Raw genomic sequence first — 17,551 nt, 5'->3', positions numbered from 1 at the left:
CAATTTAGTGATTCAAGTTATCCAGATTGTGGTATTACGTTTTTGTCAAATCATTCTACGGTCCCAAGGAGGAAGTTTATTGATGAAAAAAACTTTAGGCATTACCGCAGCACTTGCTCTGGCCCTGTCCCTTACAGCCGTTGCCAGCGCAGATCCGATCACCGGAACGGTTACAAACGCAACGTACAACAATACGGAAGAGCCGATCATTAAGCCTGACGAAGTGGTCCTGAACCCAACGCCAATGCATGAGCTGACCAAGGTTACCTACTTCTATAACGCGCCTAACGGCAAAAAAGTCGGCGCTTTGGCACCGCAAAAAGTCGATACAACCGGCAATCGCTTTGAAGACGCTCGCGGTGGAGAATGGGTTGAAATTTATACCTGGCTCGGTACCGCTTGGATTTACGTCGATTAATCTAAAGCCGCTGAGCTGCTCTATTAAACACATAATTTTTAGTAAGTCTGTTTTTGCTTGCTAAGCAATAAAGTATTAAGCGCATAAAAGAAACCGTTCATTCGTCAATGGCTGGGTCCTTTACCCGCATTACATAACAGAACGGTTTCTTTGCGTTTTATGCTTATGATTCGCTTCAGGACACGGTCATCCAGTTCCCTTGGGCTCCACATGGATGTGCACGCTCATGATGTCATGGACTTTCTCCATTCTTTCCTCGATCCGGTCGCTGATCCGATGCCCCTCGAGAACGCTGATATGAGGATCTACCTCAATAACGATATCCACCAGGACCCGGTTGCCATGGATTCTCGCCTTCATATCCTTGATCCCTTCCACGCCGGGGGTGCTAGCAATCGTAGCCCGCAGATCGGACAGGCGGCTTTCGTCGAAGCCATCGGTCAAATTGTGGGTCGACTCTTTAAATATCCCCCAGGCTGTCCGGCATATGAGCAAACCTACCGCAATTGCAGCGGCCGTGTCAAGCCAAGGGAGACCGAACTGTGAGCCGATGATGCCTACCGCCGCCCCCACGCTGACCAATGCATCCGATAAATTATCCTTGGCCGCAGCCATTAAGGCCTGATTGTTTATGCGCCGGGCGAGATTCCGGTTATACCGGTACACACCCAGCATCACGATCGCGGAAATGCAAGCCACGCCCGCAGACCATACATTCGGGATTTGCTTGACCCCTTCAAAAAAAGACCGCCCCGCCTCAACCAGCACCTGAATTCCGACAAACGCCATGATAAATGATGCGATCAGTGCAGCGACCGTTTCGGCTCTTAAATGCCCGTAAGCATGGTCGGAATCGGGCGGCTTTCGGGAGATGCGCAGGCCGATTAATACGGCTGCCGAAGCTACAATGTCCGTCATATTGTTAAAGCCGTCGGCAAGCAAAGCGCTGGAGGCAAATACGCTGCCGCCTACAACTTTAAATGCCGAGAGCGCCAGGTATGCCCCGATGCTGACCCATGCCCCGCGCTCCCCCTTTTTTATATTCTCATAGACATCCACGATGCGCGTCTCTCCTTTAACTCAGCTTAACAAGGCAGCATGAAGCGAACCTCTTGATCCTATCCATATTCACACCGGCTATGGCTATTCTTGTCGCGTCGATGTTAATAAGCGCCTTCACCGGATGTACCGCATCGAGCCCGGGTCATTCGTAAAAAACAGTATTAATTATTGTTACCCTTGCGGGGGGTTTTAAAAACGAATAAAATGAGAACAGCTAAACCACGAAGGAGAGGGTGATCCCATGCCCGAGAATCAGGAATCGCGAAAAATCAATTTGGCGGATGCCATCCGTCAAAAGCTGGAGCAGAAGAAGCAGCAGAACTCGGCTGCCGGCAAACCGGGGCAGTTCCAGCCTGGCCAAACCCCTAAACTGAAAAGCCAAAATAACAAAAAACCAAACAATCAGCGTCGCCGCACCGGCGGCTCCTAAAAGAGCCTGCCATCGCTGCTATCCGAAAACGCGAAAAAAAATGCTGCGTCTCTTTCATGAAGAGATGCAGCATTTTTTAATCGTACCTCACGTTCCCTTGCCGGGAGGACCCGGCGCGGCGTTATTACGAGGTAGCTTCTACAGCATACATGCGTTCACGAAGAGCTTTGATCTCTTCGCTCTCCAGATACTCGTCATAGCTCATGACGCGGTCGATGATGCCGCTTGGCGTAATCTCGATAATCCGGTTCGCAATCGTCTGAATGAACTGATGGTCATGCGAAGTGAACAGAATCGTTCCGTCGAAATCAATCAGCCCGTTGTTGAGGGCCGTGATCGATTCCAAATCCAAGTGGTTCGTCGGCTCATCGAACACAAGCACGTTCGCGCCGTTCAGCATCATCTTGGCAAGCATGCAGCGGACCTTCTCGCCCCCGGACAATACGCTGGCCTTCTTCAAAGCCTCTTCGCCGGAGAAGAGCATGCGTCCGAGGAATCCGCGCAGGAATGTCTCGTCCTGGTCTTTGGAATACTGGCGCAGCCACTCGACCAAGTTCAGATCCACGCCGTCGAAATACGCCGAGTTGTCCTTCGGGAAATAGGCTTGGGTTGTCGTAACCCCCCAGCTGTATTCGCCGGATTCGGCTTCAGTCTCGCCCATGATGACCTGGAACAGCGTCGTCTTAGGCAAGCTGTTCGGCCCGACAAATGCGATTTTATCCCCTTTGTTCACCACGAAGCTGACATTATCCAGCACCTTCTCGCCTTCGACGCTCTTGGTGATTCCGTCAACGGTCAGCAGCTGCTTGCCTGCTTCGCGCTCCGGCTTGAAGTTAAGGAACGGATATTTCCGGTTGGAAGGACGGATATCCTCCAGCGTGATTTTTTCCAGCTGCTTCTTCCGCGACGTCGCCTGCTTCGATTTCGAAGCGTTGGCGGAGAACCGCTGGATAAAGGCTTGAAGCTCCTTGATCTTCTCTTCCTTCTTCTTGTTGGATTCACGCTGCAGCTGGAGCGCCAGCTGGCTGGACTCGTACCAGAAGTCGTAGTTGCCGACATAGAGCTGGATTTTGCCGAAATCGATATCCGCAATATGCGTACATACCTTATTCAGGAAGTGACGGTCATGGGATACGACGATAACGGTGCCTTCGTAATCCATCAGGAAGTTCTCCAGCCATTGAATCGACTCGAGGTCCAAGTGGTTGGTAGGCTCGTCAAGCAGCAGGTTGTGCGGACGTCCGAACAACGCCTGGGCGAGGAGAACCCGCACCTTCTCGTTACCGGAAAGCTCTGCCATCTTCTTGTCATGCAGCTCGCGCGGAATGCCGAGACCGATCAGGAGTGCAGCCGCATCCGGCTCGGCGTCCCAGCCGTTCAATTCGGCGAATTCGCCTTCCAGCTCACCTGCGCGCATACCGTCTTCTTCCGAAAAATCGGCCTTCGCATACAGCGCATCCTTCTCCTTCATGATCTGGTACAGACGCGCATGTCCCATAATGACGGTCTCCAGAACCGGATATTGGTCATATTCATAATGGTTCTGCTTCAGAACGGCCAAGCGTTCGTTCGGGGTCATATGAACCTCGCCTTGGTTCGGTTCGATCTCGCCGGACAAAATTTTCAGAAATGTCGATTTGCCCGCCCCGTTGGCGCCGATCAGGCCATAACAGTTGCCTGCCGTGAATTTTATATTTACATCTTCAAATAGTGCTCGTTTGCCATAGCGGAGCGTTACGCCGCTTGTACTGATCATTATCGCATTACCATCCTTTTTCACTGTGGTTACAGCACATTATAGCATAAGTCCGGCAGTTATCGAAGCGTATCGGCGGATTAAAAACAGTTTAAACAAAAAACTCCCACCACCCGCTCTGACAATCAGCGAATAGTGAGAGGTCCAATTCAATTCACGCGTCCCCCCGCATCATCGACAGGGAACTATGACTCTGCATTCCGGCATTCCGGCTGGATCTTGAACGTCTCTCCGTATTTCAATACCCGGATGCGTTCCTTTGCGATCCCAAGGCGCTGGCGTTCCGCCTCCATGCGGTCGAGCGCCTCCTTGGCCGTATCATCGGCCAGCTTGAAGGTTCCGTAGTGCATCGGGATCATCGTCTCGGCCTTTACGTCCTGGAACGCCTGCAGCGCTTCCTCCGGATTGACATGCTGGGAGGTCATGAACCATTCCGGCTCATACGCTCCGATCGGCATTAAGGCGATATGGATGTTGAACCGTTCGCCAATGAGTTTAAAGCCCTGAAAATAGCCGCTGTCCCCGGCAAAATACAGATTCGGCGGGAGCAGGCGTGCTCCTTCCCCGCCCTGTGCCACGTCGCAGCTGTCCTGGTCCGCGCCGTCGTCTTGCGTCCGCCCTTCCTGCTGCGCCGGCTCCAGCACATAGCCTCCCCAATGCGACGTATTGGTGTCGAACGGCGTGCGCCGCGTCCAGTGCTGGGTCGGGACAAACGATATTTTCACGCTGCCGATCGTGGCCGATTCCCACCATTGCAGCTCGATCACGCGGCGAAAGCCCTTTCTGACCATCTTGCGCCGCAGTCCGACCGGGACGATAATCGTTGTCTCGGACCGGTACAATTTCCGAATGGACGCAAAATGCATATGATCGTAATGCGAATGCGAGATCAGAATGACGTCGACCGGCGGAATGTCTTGAATCGGAATTCCGGGCTCACCGAGCCTTTTTGTAAATCCCATTCTCCGCGCCCATACCGGATCGGTAACGATATTCATACCTTCATATTGAATGAAAAAGGTCGCATGCCCGACCCATGTAACGGAGGTTTCGTGCCGGTTGCTGTGCAAATACGGCAAATCCGGCGTCAGGTTCGGAATGACATACGAATAGTCCTTCTTCTTCTGACGGCGCTCGTCACGCCACTGCTTAAACTGCTTTAACGTTTTGTCCGTGCTGACATTATCGATATTGTTATAGCGGACTTTTGGCATGCAGCCTCCTCCTTCCATATCCAGTATTGTACCCTGTACCGGCCTATCCGCTCAACTTTTGCGCTTTGTTGTTTCTTATAACGCAAATGAAATGCAGCGAATCAGCAAATCGACGGCACGAATAATACTCCCCCTGATTAATCTGAAGGGTCCTTATATTTGACGACATAGACGGCCAGGAACACCACGGCTGCCGCTACGGTCAGAAACGGGGCGACAAAGATACCGAAATCCTCCATCGTCTCACCCTCTCTTCGCGGATTTGCCGCGAATGTAATTCGCATCGAACAGGAACAGGCGCATCAGCAGGATCAGCGATGGGATCAGCACGCACAGCCCCAGCACAAATGCGGTGATGAGCGCGACTGCCATCGTATCGTTGGTGATGCTCTCATGGACGTGAATATAATCGTATAGAATGTACGGCAAATGCGACCTGCCGTATCCATACCAGGCAAACGCAAATTGAAGCATCACCATGACAAAGGCCAGGCCCAGCTTGATTTTTTTCCAAACGAGATAAACGGCGATGCAGAAGCATAAGAAGGAAGCAATAAACATCCAGGCCATATGCAGCATGTTCTGAAAATGCACCGGATTCTGATGGTTGATCTGGAAGAAGGCGAATAAGGATGCGAGAATCGTCGGCCCGCTCCATGCCAGCGCATACCCCCGAACGATCCCGAAGGCAACCTCATCCCCTGCCCGCTGGGCATAGTAGGTCAGAAACATCGCCGAGATATACAGCACGCTCACCAGCGCCAAAATAATGACGGACCAGGTGTACGGATTCGTAAAGAAGCTGTACCAATGAAGCACAACCTTCCCGTTATCCTTATCAATGATTCCCCCCTCGGAGATCGCGAGGATCGTGGACAGCGCAGCCGGAATGAGGAGTCCTGTCGCCCCGTACAGGGCCATATAGACTTTATTGGTCCGGGTCTCGGTCTGGCTCCCGTACGTATGGTACGCGTAATACGCTCCGCGGATGGCAAGCAGGACAAGCGCCAAACTGCCGGGCACGAGCAGCGCCGTTCCGTAATAGAAGGCCGCGTCCGGGAAGAAGCCGACCAGCCCGACGACGAAGAAGATCAGAAAGACGTTGGTCACTTCCCATACGGGGGACAAATACCGCTGAATAATGTTGTGGATCTTGTTCCGATGTCCGGTGAGCACGCTGTAAAAGCTGAAGAAGCCCGCGCCGAAATCAATCGAAGCAACGACCAAATAACCGAACAGAAATGTCCATAATATCGTAATGGCTACCATTGCATAGCTCATGCGCGGTCCTCTCCTTCGATTTCAAGTCCCAGCGCCCGGATTTCCTCTTCGGCGCTCTTGTTCCGGAACAGCTGGCTGAGCACGCGAATCGCAGACACCGACAGCACAAGATACAATACGATAAACAGGAGCAGCATCCAGCCGACGCTGGTGGAGGTTGTCGCCGCGTCCGCCACCTTCATGTAGCCGCGCACGATCCACGGCTGCCTTCCGATCTCCGCCAAAAACCACCCCAGCCAAATCGCCGACATCGCTAAAGGCCCTAATGCCACTATACTGAGCAGCAGCCATTTTGGATAAGGCTTTTTGCCCGGAAGCTTGCGGCGAAACAAATATAACAGCGGAATCAGCACGAGAAGCGCCCCGATCGTCACCTTGAGATCAAAGTAATAATGGACCGAGAGCGGCGGCCGTTCATCCTCGGGGAACTCGTTCAGCCCGATGACCTTCGTTGCGGGGTTGTTGCCTGCCAAAATGCTGAGCGCGTACGGTATTTTCAAAGCGTATTTGACCTCATGATTCTCATCGAGGATGCCGCCGTAAATGAGCGGCGCCCTCGTCATCGTCTCGAAATGCCACTCCGCCGCCGCCAGCTTCTCCGGCTGGTATTTGGCCAAAAATTTGCCCGAGAAGTCCCCGATGGCCACCGTGGCAACTGCAAATACGAAGGCGGAGACGACGGTCAGCTTCAGCGCCTTTTTAAAATATACATGCGTGCTTCCCTTAAGAAGGCTAAAAGCCGCAATGCTTGCCAGCACGCCTGCGCTCGTCGTAAACGCGGAGGCCAGCACATGGCTCACCTTCGTCGGCGTTGCCGGATTGAACATCGCGACAAACGGATTCACGTTCGTGAACACGCCGTCAACCAGCTCAAACCCTTGCGGCTGATTCATGAAGGCGTTCATGCTGGTAATGAAGAAAGCCGAAGCGGATGAGCCGATGGCTACGGGAATGAGCAGCAGCAAATGCGTCGATTTATTTTTGAACCGGTCCCAGGTGTACAAATAAATGCCCAGAAAGATCGCCTCCACGAAAAAAGCGAAGGTCTCCATAAACAACGGCAGTGCAATCGCCTTGCCGGCTACGCGCATAAAGGTCGGCCACAGCAGGCTCAGCTGCAGTCCGATCGCCGTCCCTGTCACGACCCCTACCGCAACCGTGATGACATATCCCCGCGCCCACCGCCTCGCCAGCAGCGTATAATGGTCATCTCCCGTCTGGATCCCCCTCCATTCGGCCAGTGCCAGCATAATCGGGATGCCCACCCCGATCGTCGCCAACACGATATGAACAAACAGGGTCAAACCGGTCAATATCCGGCTCATTAATACCGGATCCAGTGAAGACATTAAGGCTCACTCCTTCATATTAATAGCTGCTCGGGTTGCTCAGGCGTCTCGGAGTTATCCGGGATCGCTCCGGTTTAGCAACCGCCTAACACGCATCCTCTCCTTCGCATCAGCCGAAAAAATGGATGAAACGCAGATACCCTTTCACGGCACCGTACAGCATAATCGCGGCAACGATCCAGCACACCAGGGCCAGCGTTCTCTCCTGCTTACGGTACATGCCCGGTCTTCTCCCTCCACTTTGGAATCGCTCTTCTAAATCTTCTATATAAGCTTCTATGTAAGTCCTCCGTAAGAAGCACAGAATTAGGTATCCTGTCAGGCTAGTCGCCTTCAGGTCAATCAGTCCTGCTCAAGGATAGTTTGACAAACCTTTCCTCTTTTTATCCAAAAATTCGCTCTTGCCGGTGGCCAGGCCGGGATGCGATGTTTTTTCCCGCGGGGAACTGAGGTACAATAGGAGCATAAGGAGGCGATACTTGAACTATGAAGATTACATTCATCGAACCGACCCCAAGCCCGAACTCCATGAAGCTTCACTTGGACGAAACGCTGGAGCCGGGCATACGCAAAACATATACGGTTGAAAACGAAAGATCTGCTCCATCCTGGATCCGCCAGCTGCTGCACATTCCTGGTGTGAAAAGCGTGTTCCATACAGCGGACTTCATCGCGCTCGATCGCAAAGGCAATGCGGACTGGCCTTCCATCCTGGGCGCCGTTCAGGAGATATTCGGCCAGGAGGGTCTGGCAGCAGGACTGAATGAAGGCGAACAAGAGGCCGCCTTCGGCGAAGCCCAGGTGTTCGTGCAGTATTTCCGCGGCATTCCGATGCAGATCCGCGTAAAGAGCGGCGCCAAGGAGGAGAGAATCGCCTTGTCCGACCGGTTCACCAAAGCGGTGACCGAGGTTGCGACCGCTACCCTCATTAAAGAGCGCAAGCTGAAGGAATACGGCGTCCGCTACGGCGAGCTTGCCGATATCGCGCGCGAGGTCGAGCAGGAGCTGGAAGCGGCGTTTCCGCAGGAGCGTCTGGATCGCGTCGTGGCGCAGGCGATTGCCCACGGCGCCAACGACGAGGAATTCGTGGAGCAGCGGCGCAAGCTGAGCGATGAAGAAATCGAGACCGCCCTTTCGGATGATGACTGGCGCGTCCGCTATGCCGCACTCGAGGTGCTGGAGCCGAGCGAGAAGCATATCCCTCTGCTCCGCAAAGCGCTGCAGGATCCGAAGATGCAAATCCGGCGGCTTGTCGTCGTTTATCTCGGCGACATTCGCACGCCTGATGCGATGGAGCTGCTGTACGAGGCGATGCGTGACGACGCACCGGCCGTACGCCGGACAGCCGGCGATACGCTGTCCGATATCGGCGATGCTGCCGCTACGCCGGTTATGATCGAATCGCTGAAGGATACCAGCAAGATCGTACGCTGGCGCGCCGCCCGCTTCCTCTATGAGGTCGGAACCGAAGAAGCGCGCTCGGCGCTCGAAGAGGCGGCGAACGACCCTGAATTCGAGGTCAGCCTGCAGGCTCGCATGGCTCTGGAGCGGATCGAATCCGGCGAGGAAGCGGCCGGCACGGTGTGGCAGCAAATGGCCAAGCGTACCCGCTCGTAAGCGGGCGTCATGCCGTCCATGCCCCCTAAAGCGGATGGCCGGGACGAAATCGGGTCAACACTCCAGGCGACAAAATTAACCATTGATTCTCACACGCGATGTGATTTATACTAGGAATCTCTTGTTAGAACTGAATAGAAGGATAGCCTCATCAATCCAAGATGAGGTAGAGGTTGCAGACATGATCAGTAATCGCGTCGAGGCGAAGAGGAGCCGGGGAAGCGCAGATGAAAGGCATGGCTGCCGAAGTGCAGGATATACTCTTGTATTCTGTGCTGGGGTCGTTGCCGAAAGGGACGGAACTGTCACGGGAATTGCATGACGCAATCGCCCGTGTTGCGCTATCTTCATGGAGGGTTTGATGCGGATTACACATAGACCGCAGGTACAGGACCTGGGGTCTATTCTTTTTATTCGGGGTAAAATGACTTGTAGTCGTATCTCTTACTATATAGAAGGAGTGTTTGATCTTGAGTTCTAGAAAAGCACCAGCAGCCTCCCTGAAGCCAAGCTTCAAGGCCCGTCATATGACGATGATCGCCTTGGGCGGATCCATCGGCACCGGCCTGTTTCTGGCAAGCGGAACGGCTATATCCTCCGCCGGCCCTGGCGGGGCACTCATTGCTTATGCCGCCGTCGGCCTGATGGTATACTTCCTGATGACCAGCTTGGGCGAGCTGGCCACGTATTTGCCGGATGCCGGCTCGTTTAGCACGTACGCCTCCCGGTTCGTCAGTCCCGCCTTCGGCTTTGCCGTCGGCTGGAACTTCTGGTACAACTGGGCGGTTACCATTGCCGCTGAACTTGCGGCGGCTACCGTGATTATCAAATTCTGGTTCCCGGACAGCCCGTCCTTCCTGTGGAGCCTTCTGTTTCTGGCCATCATGTTCGGCCTGAACTATCTGTCGAGCAAAGGGTACGGCGAATCGGAATATTGGTTTGCCATCATTAAGGTTGCGACCGTCATCATCTTCCTGATTATCGGCATCCTGATGATCGCCGGCATCCTTGGCGGAAAAGCCGTCGGCTTCTCGAATTTTACGATGGACGGCGGTCCTGTGCACGGCGGCTTCTTCGCCTTGGTAGGCGTATTTATGGCAGCCGGCTTCTCCTTCCAGGGAACCGAGCTGATCGGGGTTGCCGCCGGCGAAAGCGAAAATCCGAGAAAGCATGTGCCGAAGGCCATCCGCCAAGTGTTTTGGCGCATTCTGATCTTCTACATTTTCGCGATTTTCGTTATCGGCATGCTGATTCCGTATACGCATCCGAGTCTGCTTCAATCCGGCGTCGATAACATCGGGGTCAGTCCATTCACGCTCGTGTTCGAACGCGCCGGACTTGCCTTCTCCGCTTCCGTCATGAATGCCGTCATTCTCAGCTCCGTCCTGTCGGCCGGCAACTCGGGCATGTACGCCTCCACCCGAGTTCTCTATTCCATGGCGAAGCAGGGCATGGCACCGAAGTGGCTCAGCCGGCTGAACAGCCGCGGCGTTCCCGTGGCGGCCCTGATCGTGACGACCGCAGTCGGAATGCTCGCTTTCCTGGCCTCCTTCTTCGGGGATGGCGTTGTGTATGTGTGGCTTCTGAACGCCTCGGGAATGTGCGGCTTCATTAACTGGCTCGCGATTGCCGTCAGCCATTACCGGTTCCGCAAGGCGTATATCGCGCAAGGACATGATCTGAAGGAGCTGCCGTTCCGGGCACGCTGGTTCCCGTTCGGACCGCTCTTCGCCTTCCTGCTCTGTCTTGTTGCCATTATCGGCCAAGGGAATTTCAGCGGAGATATCGACTGGCTGACCATCATTGCCACCTATGTAAGCATCCCGCTCTTCCTGGCCATCTGGTTTGGCTACAAGCTCTTTAAGAAGAGCCGTATCGTGCCGCTGCAGGAATGCGACTTAAGCACCGATTCCAAATAAGGCAGTGCGAAGAAGTATATACCTTTTGCGATTTTGAATCTGTCATTGTTCTGCCCATAAGGGAAAAGAGCATATCTAATGTCACGACGGCATACAAAGGGGCGGGCCCCCGTAGAATAACATCTACGGGGGACCGCCCTTTCTTCATTATTGGCTTACATTTGGTTTGACTCGCTTGTATTGAGCACCCACTTCCATGCTACCAGGCGATCTGCACTCTCAAATCATCCGTATCCTCGAATGCGCTGTGATAATATTTGATAGAGCCCAGATTGTTCTTCAGCTGTAATTGCTGGAGCGTCTGAACAAGCTCGTTTTCGCTGCCGTCATATCGGAACACCAGCTTACGGCTCTTCGCAGCCTGGGCGTCCTTCACGAGAGGCTGCAGCTGTTTATAGGATCTGACGATCGCACTTGCATCATAAAGATGATATTCCAGATCCTGCTTGATCGCTTTATAAACGGCCGCTTTCGCCCGGTCCTTGCGGGTCAGCGACGACAGGGTGTCCCGGTAGAGAGTGTCCGCCTTCGGGTAGGACTTCACCCAAGTATGATCCCGGCCCATCTGCTTATCTGTCCGAAGATAATACGTGTACGACACCTCATTTGGGCGGTCCGGGACCGGATCGTCCCATGTCGTGTCCATATGGTACCACTTGCCGTCCAGCAGCACGAGATTCCACGCATGGAGCTGACCTTTCGGATTATCCGGGGAATACGCCGTACCTTCCACAATCTTATTCTCAATACCGGCTTCTTTAAGCAGCTTATGGGTCAGCAAGGAGTAACCCTGGCATACCGTACTGCCCGTGTATAATCCATCGTAGGCGGTATATTTCGTCAGGGTCGTGTCATATTTCAAATTCAGGACCACCCAATCATGGATGGCCTTCACCTTCTCATGATCATTCATCCCTGCCTTGATGATGCTTTTCAATATCGCGGCAGACCGCATATCGACATATCGGGTCTGCTCCGCAGTCTCGCGATAGCTTAACTGGACCGTCACATTTGCCGCGCTAGCTGTTCCATGATAGTCATAGCTGTAGCTTGCAATGGTGTAGTGGATATACGGGTCGCTGGCCATCGCCTGGTCAAGCGCATCCTTCAGCTGGGACTTCAGCGACTTGGTTTCCCCTTGATAAGCAAACCGCACGGTGGACTGTCTGTCGTTCATAGCCGCCAGCAGCTCCTCCTGGATAGCACCGACCGACTTGATGACCGGTTTGTTCGAAGTAGCATACACATCTATAAGATTAGCCGGCTCGGGGACAGCGGCCACGGTTACGGCTAAACTCCCTGCGAGCAATAATTTGGCTATCGTTGATCGGCCTCGTTTCATCGGTATACCGCCCTTCATCTACCTAATCCCTAAACACCTCCATTGTACCATATTTTCTCAGTGTTTAAGGATTATATTTATGTCGATCAAGCACGAATACCGAAGCTTACCAATAATACGTGGACATGAAGGAATCGCTGCGGCCCGAGAGCTTCGAGAGCGCAACCAGCACTTCAGCCGCTTCTGCCCGGGTCACCTCGCGCTGAGGCAGGAACTTGCCGTCAACAGCCGGCAGCAGACCCAGCTTCATGGAGATCAGGGCCGCTCCTTTATTGGTGATCGCCTGCGCGTCCGATACGCCCAGCACATCGGTAGGAAGGCTGAATACTTTTGACAGCTTCTCGTAGTTAAGAATGCGGGTCAGCGAGCCTGCGAGCTCATCCCGGGTCAGCTTGCGATCCAGCGGCAGCGTGCCTTCAGGATCGTAGGACAACCAGTTTTGCCCTACCATGACTTGAATGGCCGGATAATACGGATGGTCCGGCTGCAGCCCGGCATAAGGGTCGACGGTGCTATTGTACATATCCTTATACGACGGGTTGACGGAAGCCGCGACCAGCTGGTACCATTCCCCGAGCGTTATCTGGCGATCCGGATATACTTTGCCGTCCTTGTCCGGCTCCAGCACCCGGAACTTCACCAGCTCTTGCAGCGCCTGTTCCGACGCATGGCCTTCAATGTCCGTCACGGCCGGAACGTCCTTTGTTCCGATTTCCGTTACAAAATTCCGCCAATTTCCGGTTGCTGCATCCAACGGCAGATGGATCCCGCCGTAATATTCCTTCTGCTGCTTATGCGATGGATAATAGACCAGCTTGATGGTCGGCTCTTCCATTTCACCGGCAATCGTCCGGTAGCCGCCGTAATAGGCATACTTCAGGTTAAGCTCGATTTCGCCCAAATACTTCGCTTTGGCCTGCTCCGGCGTCACGGCCGGCTTGGCATCCGCCTTCAGCTCGGACAGGTTGGCAGCCGCATTCAGACTAAAGTTCTGTATTTGGCCGTTCAGATCAATGGCGAGGCTGATCGAATCGCCCATAATCCGAATATCGCCGACATAACGCTGGAAGTTGAATTGATAAGAGCCTCTCTTGCTCCCTTTGGACGGCCCCTCCGCCATGGTCAGCCTCCACTCTTCAGACGCGTTCGGCACCAGCTTCGATACCACCTCATATGCCTGGTTCAATGCGGCCTGCTGCGAGATCGGCTGCTTCACTTCCGCTGCTTCAAAGACATCATAGCGGTATCTCATGTAGGAATATAATTGCCCGGTCTTGGCATCAACCTCGGCCGAAACCATTTCCCCCGCTCCGTAAGGAGCACCCTTCTCTTCCATCCATCGGATATTCCATGTACGCACCTCGGGGTTATTCCACCGGTTGCCCAGCGACTTCGCCTCCAGCTTCATGCCGGACGGAACCGGGATGAGGGACTTCACCCACTCAGCGGCATCATTTCCTCCGGAGAATGTGCCCTGACGCGGCTTGAAGGTCTCCTTCGCCGCCGGGATGCGTCCATCCTCTACCGGGATAATTTCGGTTTCAATCCCCATGTAGCCGATCGGCTTGCCCGAATCCGCATCCAGGTACGATCCCGCCTGCTCGTTCGGTATGTACCCCAGAAAATATTTGCTCTTCCCATTGCTATTATCCCTATTTTCCGGCACGTAGGCCAAGTCGACCGAGAACTGCTTCTCGTAGAGCTTGCGGATCGCGTTCGCGTCTAGCTTAGGCATCGCCGAAGGATATTTCTGATTGCTGTAGCTGCGGTTATAGCTGGTGACATTGCCCTGTCCGTCCAAGGAAATATTGATGCTGTTCAGGTCGGATTCGATGCCGTTCACGGTCGATTGGAAATAAAAAGCGAATACCGGCGGCGTGAACAAGGCAGCTTGCATTCCCAAATAGCCGTTATTTTCCTTCAGGTCCTCCACTTTGACGTCGGAGGTGTGCGTTTTGATCCACTGCAGCGCCTTCTCCTTGGCGGCTTCTCGTGTCAATACGGGCTTGTCGGTGTCGTCTCTCAACCCGTTCGGAATATGCACATTCATGATCTCCCCGGTAACGGCATTGACCTGTGCACTGAATCCAATACTCGAGTACCCTCTCGTAATCGATAATTGCAAGTCCCACGAAAGCGTGTTGCCTCCAAAATTATCCGTTTCCGAAAATTGAGCGTTTGTGACTTTGACATTCTTAAGGATCGGAAACGCATTCCGGATAATTTCTTCCGCTTTCTTGGACGAAATTTTGGCGCCTTTCGGAATTTCGTTGTCGGTCACGCTGATGCTGCCGTCACTGCTGTTTACCGTAACGGATTCAGCAGTAGGCGCGCTGCTGTTTGTAGCCGATGCCGCCCAGGCCGGCTGAGCCATGCATAACATTGCCGTGACAGCCGCCACGGTCTTTTTAACGTGTGCCTTCCTCTTTCCGGTTGAATTCGATTTCACTTTATTCGCTCCTCCCCATGTCTTGGAATTTACCATCGCTTCTCAGCATCGGCTGCAGGTTCTATGTAGGATAAGCACTCCGCTGAAACGCCATATTACCAAGCTATCTAAATAATACCATAACTTGTCTATATATTCCTTATGTAGGAAGCTACAAAAAGATGCCAGAACTGTTACCTATAAAATGAGGAATGCCATCATCCTGAAATTTAACGCTCCTCATCATATATCAGATGCATAGATATCAGGCTCGCGTTCGCTTGTCCTATGGATCGAGGGAAGCCTCAGGGAAAACGATAAGCACATTGTAATCTGCCCATCTCTCGAACTCCTCTTCCACTAGACCTGCTTCAGCCTGTCAACAAAGGCTTGTGCCCGCTCCGCCACGGTCTCGACATTCTGGGTCAGCAGCGCATCCTTCGGAATCAGAGCGCTTCCGAGACCTACCGCTGCCGCCCCAGCCGCAAAATAGTCCTCAAGATTATCCAACGTGACCCCTCCGGTTGCAAGCAGCGGAATATGGCTCAGCGGCCCCTGCAGCTCCTTCAGATAAGCAAGCCCGAGGCTGGCCATCGGAAACAGCTTGATGATTTCCGCACCCGCCGAATAGGCGGCCACGATTTCCGTCGGCGTCATCGCCCCCGGCCATATATCAATGCCCCGCTCCAGCGCATACTCGATCACCGCCAGATCCGTATTCGGCGAAATGAGAAACTGCGCTCCGGCAGAGACGGCCTCCTTCGCCATGTCCACATCCAGCACTGTACCGGCGCCGACATACGCGGTACCGTCGTAACGGCTGCGCCAATCGGAGATCATATCCAAGGCCCCCTCCGTGTTCATGGTCACTTCCATGAGCCGAACGCCGCCCCGGGTCAGCCCTTCACCGATGGTTCGCGCCTGCTCCTTCGTAATTCCCCTTACAATTGCCACCAGCTTGTCACGCTTCAATATATCAGTAAGCTGCATCGTTTATGCCTCCCCTTTCTTATATACACCTCTCGGGCCATCATAAACCCCGTTAGGCAGCAATGCAAATGCAACGAATGGTTCACATTTGACGGGACCGAATGCCTCAAATATAAAAAACAGGCCAGGGGATCCTTCCCCCGACCTGTTTCCTTACAATTCGTTCAATTTACCCGCGAAACTCGGCCAATCCTTTGCCCAGCTCCCGAGTAGCGCCATATACCGTCTGATACAGCCCAAACAGCTTCTCATACTGCTGGGCGGTGTCCGGATTCGGCTTATAAGTGCGCGCCTCGCGCAAAAACTCCTCCGCACATGCCTGCAGGCTCGGGAACCAGCCGGCGCCGTATGCCGCAAGCATGGCCGCGCCCATTGCAGGCCCCTGCTCGCTCTCCAGCTTCACGATTTCGGCATTGAACACATCGGCCTGCATTTGCAGCCAGTCCTCGTTCTTCGCTCCGCCGCCGATGGAAATGACGCGGTCGATCCGCTTCCCCGATGCCCGCAAAATATCGATCGATTCACGAAGCGAGAACGTGATCCCTTCCAGCACCGAACGCGCAAAATGCGGAAGCTTATGCCCTGCATCCATACCGATGAAGCTGCCGCGGATATCCGCATCCGGATGCGGCGTGCGCTCGCCGACGATGTACGGCGTGAACAGCAGGCCGCCGCTGCCGGCCGGAATGTCGCCGATTCCGCTTAACAGCTCGTCGAAGGAGACGTCCGGCGCAAACGTATCTTTGAACCAGGTCAGGCTGTATCCTGCAGCCAGGGTGACCCCCATAATGTAGTACGCGTCTCTCTCGCCGTGATTGAAAAAGTGGACCTTGCCTTCGAAATCCACCTCTCTTCGCTCCTCGTAGGAGAGGACCACGCCGGACGTGCCGATGCTGCACATCGTCTGTCCTTCGGCCAGAATGCCGGCTCCGATCGCGCCGCAGGCGTTGTCGGCGCCGCCTGCGAATACCTTCGTCTCAGGCAGCAGGCCGGACTCCCGCGCAATCTCCGGCAGAAGCGTCCCGCACAGATCAAACGACTCGACGAGCGGAGGACAAATGGAATGAGGAAGCTCGAAGGCATCGAGAATGTCGGTGCTCCACGATTTTGCGGCTACATCCAGCAGCAGCGTTCCCGCCGCATCGGAATAATCCATCGCGTACTCCCCGGTCAACCGGTATCGCACATAATCCTTCGGCAGCAGGAACAGGGCCGCTTGCTTCAGCAGCTCGGGTTCGTTCTCCTGTACCCATAATATCTTCGGCAGCGTAAACCCTTCCAACGCGCGGTTGCGGGCGATGCCGAGCAGCTTCTCCTGAAGTGTATCTTCAATGCGGCGGCACTGTGCCGTCGTACGGGTATCGTTCCACAGGATGGCCGGACGCAGCACGGCACCCTTGCCGTCTACCAGCACCAGTCCGTGCATCTGCCCGGAAAAGCTAAGTCCCTCCACGTCCGAAGCGGATATCTTCGATTCTTCAAGCAAGAGACGCAGGGACAGCAGGGTCTTGTCTACCCAATCCTCGGGACGCTGCTCGCTGTAGCCGGGCTTCGGCTGGCTCAGCGGATACGACTCCGAATGCTCGGCGACAACATTGCCGCTGCGGTCTACCAACACCGTCTTCACCGCACTGGTGCCCAAATCAACTCCGATCACGTAACTCATCTGCATCCTCCTAACGATTCATTTTGAACATCAATCCTGTGAAACTGAAATCTCGAAAATAGCTTTCAAACGTTCCAAG

The 17,551-nt window shown here is 54.1% G+C and carries 14 protein-coding genes and 1 riboswitch; of the genes, 4 read left to right on the top strand and 10 right to left on the bottom strand.

The annotated features are described in order from the left end of the window. The first annotated feature begins 82 nt into the window (after positions 1-82). Positions 83-418 (top strand): hypothetical protein, encoded by a 336-nt coding sequence (locus MKX76_RS27250; RefSeq protein ID WP_028405767.1) that lies wholly within the window; start codon positions 83-85, stop codon positions 416-418. Between the two features lie 186 nt (positions 419-604). Here MKX76_RS27250 and MKX76_RS27245 read toward each other — a convergent pair whose 3' ends face one another. Then, the gene (locus MKX76_RS27245) at positions 605-1,480 is read right to left on the bottom strand and encodes a cation diffusion facilitator family transporter (RefSeq protein ID WP_040739873.1); all 876 of its coding nucleotides are present in this window, start codon (positions 1,478-1,480) and stop codon (positions 605-607) included. A gap of 241 nt (positions 1,481-1,721) precedes the next feature. Here MKX76_RS27245 and MKX76_RS27240 point away from each other — a divergent pair, with 241 nt between their 5' ends. After that, positions 1,722-1,910, top strand: a complete 189-nt coding sequence (locus MKX76_RS27240; RefSeq protein ID WP_007131688.1) for a hypothetical protein — start codon at positions 1,722-1,724, stop codon at positions 1,908-1,910. A gap of 124 nt (positions 1,911-2,034) precedes the next feature. On the opposite strand, the gene MKX76_RS27235 is transcribed toward MKX76_RS27240, so the two are convergent. The 5 genes from MKX76_RS27235 to MKX76_RS27220 all read right to left on the bottom strand — a co-directional run bounded on the left by MKX76_RS27235 (position 2,035) and on the right by MKX76_RS27220 (position 7,510). After that, on the bottom strand, positions 2,035-3,666 hold the full coding sequence (locus MKX76_RS27235; RefSeq protein ID WP_007131689.1) for an ABC-F family ATP-binding cassette domain-containing protein: 1,632 nt from the start codon (positions 3,664-3,666) through the stop codon (positions 2,035-2,037). Between the two features lie 185 nt (positions 3,667-3,851). Further along, positions 3,852-4,880 carry an MBL fold metallo-hydrolase gene (locus MKX76_RS27230; protein ID WP_007131690.1) on the bottom strand — a complete coding sequence of 343 codons (1,029 nt, stop codon included), beginning with the start codon at positions 4,878-4,880 and terminating at the stop codon, positions 3,852-3,854. 137 nt (positions 4,881-5,017) lie between these two features. Beyond that, on the bottom strand, positions 5,018-5,119 hold the full coding sequence (gene cydS / locus MKX76_RS29810; protein WP_007131691.1) for a cytochrome bd oxidase small subunit CydS: 102 nt from the start codon (positions 5,117-5,119) through the stop codon (positions 5,018-5,020). A gap of 4 nt (positions 5,120-5,123) precedes the next feature. Further along, positions 5,124-6,161, bottom strand: a complete 1,038-nt coding sequence (locus MKX76_RS27225; RefSeq protein WP_007131692.1) for a cytochrome d ubiquinol oxidase subunit II — start codon at positions 6,159-6,161, stop codon at positions 5,124-5,126. Continuing rightward, positions 6,158-7,510: a cytochrome ubiquinol oxidase subunit I gene (locus MKX76_RS27220; protein WP_341034921.1), complete on the bottom strand. Its 1,353-nt coding sequence runs from the start codon at positions 7,508-7,510 to the stop codon at positions 6,158-6,160. Before MKX76_RS27220 ends, MKX76_RS27225 begins: the two co-directional genes overlap by 4 nt. 486 nt (positions 7,511-7,996) lie before the next feature. Here MKX76_RS27220 and MKX76_RS27215 point away from each other — a divergent pair, with 486 nt between their 5' ends. Continuing rightward, positions 7,997-9,127, top strand: a complete 1,131-nt coding sequence (locus tag MKX76_RS27215; protein ID WP_028405763.1) for a virulence factor — start codon at positions 7,997-7,999, stop codon at positions 9,125-9,127. Positions 9,128-9,286: 159 nt separating this feature from the next. Then, positions 9,287-9,479, top strand: a riboswitch (Lysine riboswitch). Positions 9,480-9,654: 175 nt separating this feature from the next. Further along, on the top strand, positions 9,655-11,046 hold the full coding sequence (locus MKX76_RS27210; protein ID WP_232239355.1) for an amino acid permease: 1,392 nt from the start codon (positions 9,655-9,657) through the stop codon (positions 11,044-11,046). Positions 11,047-11,245: 199 nt separating this feature from the next. On the opposite strand, the gene MKX76_RS27205 is transcribed toward MKX76_RS27210, so the two are convergent. From MKX76_RS27205 to xylB, 4 genes are all read right to left on the bottom strand, one after another. Further along, on the bottom strand, positions 11,246-12,388 hold the full coding sequence (locus MKX76_RS27205) for a transglutaminase domain-containing protein (protein ID WP_007131697.1): 1,143 nt from the start codon (positions 12,386-12,388) through the stop codon (positions 11,246-11,248). 106 nt (positions 12,389-12,494) lie between these two features. Beyond that, a complete protein-coding gene (locus tag MKX76_RS27200) occupies positions 12,495-14,837 on the bottom strand; it encodes a YcdB/YcdC domain-containing protein (protein WP_341034920.1) in 2,343 nt (780 codons plus the stop codon). Between the two features lie 339 nt (positions 14,838-15,176). Then, positions 15,177-15,806 (bottom strand): bifunctional 4-hydroxy-2-oxoglutarate aldolase/2-dehydro-3-deoxy-phosphogluconate aldolase, encoded by a 630-nt coding sequence (locus MKX76_RS27195; RefSeq protein WP_007131699.1) that lies wholly within the window; start codon positions 15,804-15,806, stop codon positions 15,177-15,179. Between the two features lie 169 nt (positions 15,807-15,975). Then, a complete protein-coding gene (xylB, locus tag MKX76_RS27190) occupies positions 15,976-17,472 on the bottom strand; it encodes a xylulokinase (RefSeq protein ID WP_251537541.1) in 1,497 nt (498 codons plus the stop codon). Between the last annotated feature and the right edge of the window lie 79 nt (positions 17,473-17,551).

Source organism: Paenibacillus sp. FSL R5-0810, assembly GCF_038002285.1.
Lineage (GTDB): Bacteria > Bacillota > Bacilli > Paenibacillales > Paenibacillaceae > Paenibacillus_AQ > Paenibacillus_AQ lactis.
This window is presented reverse-complemented; position numbering and strand designations above follow the sequence as displayed.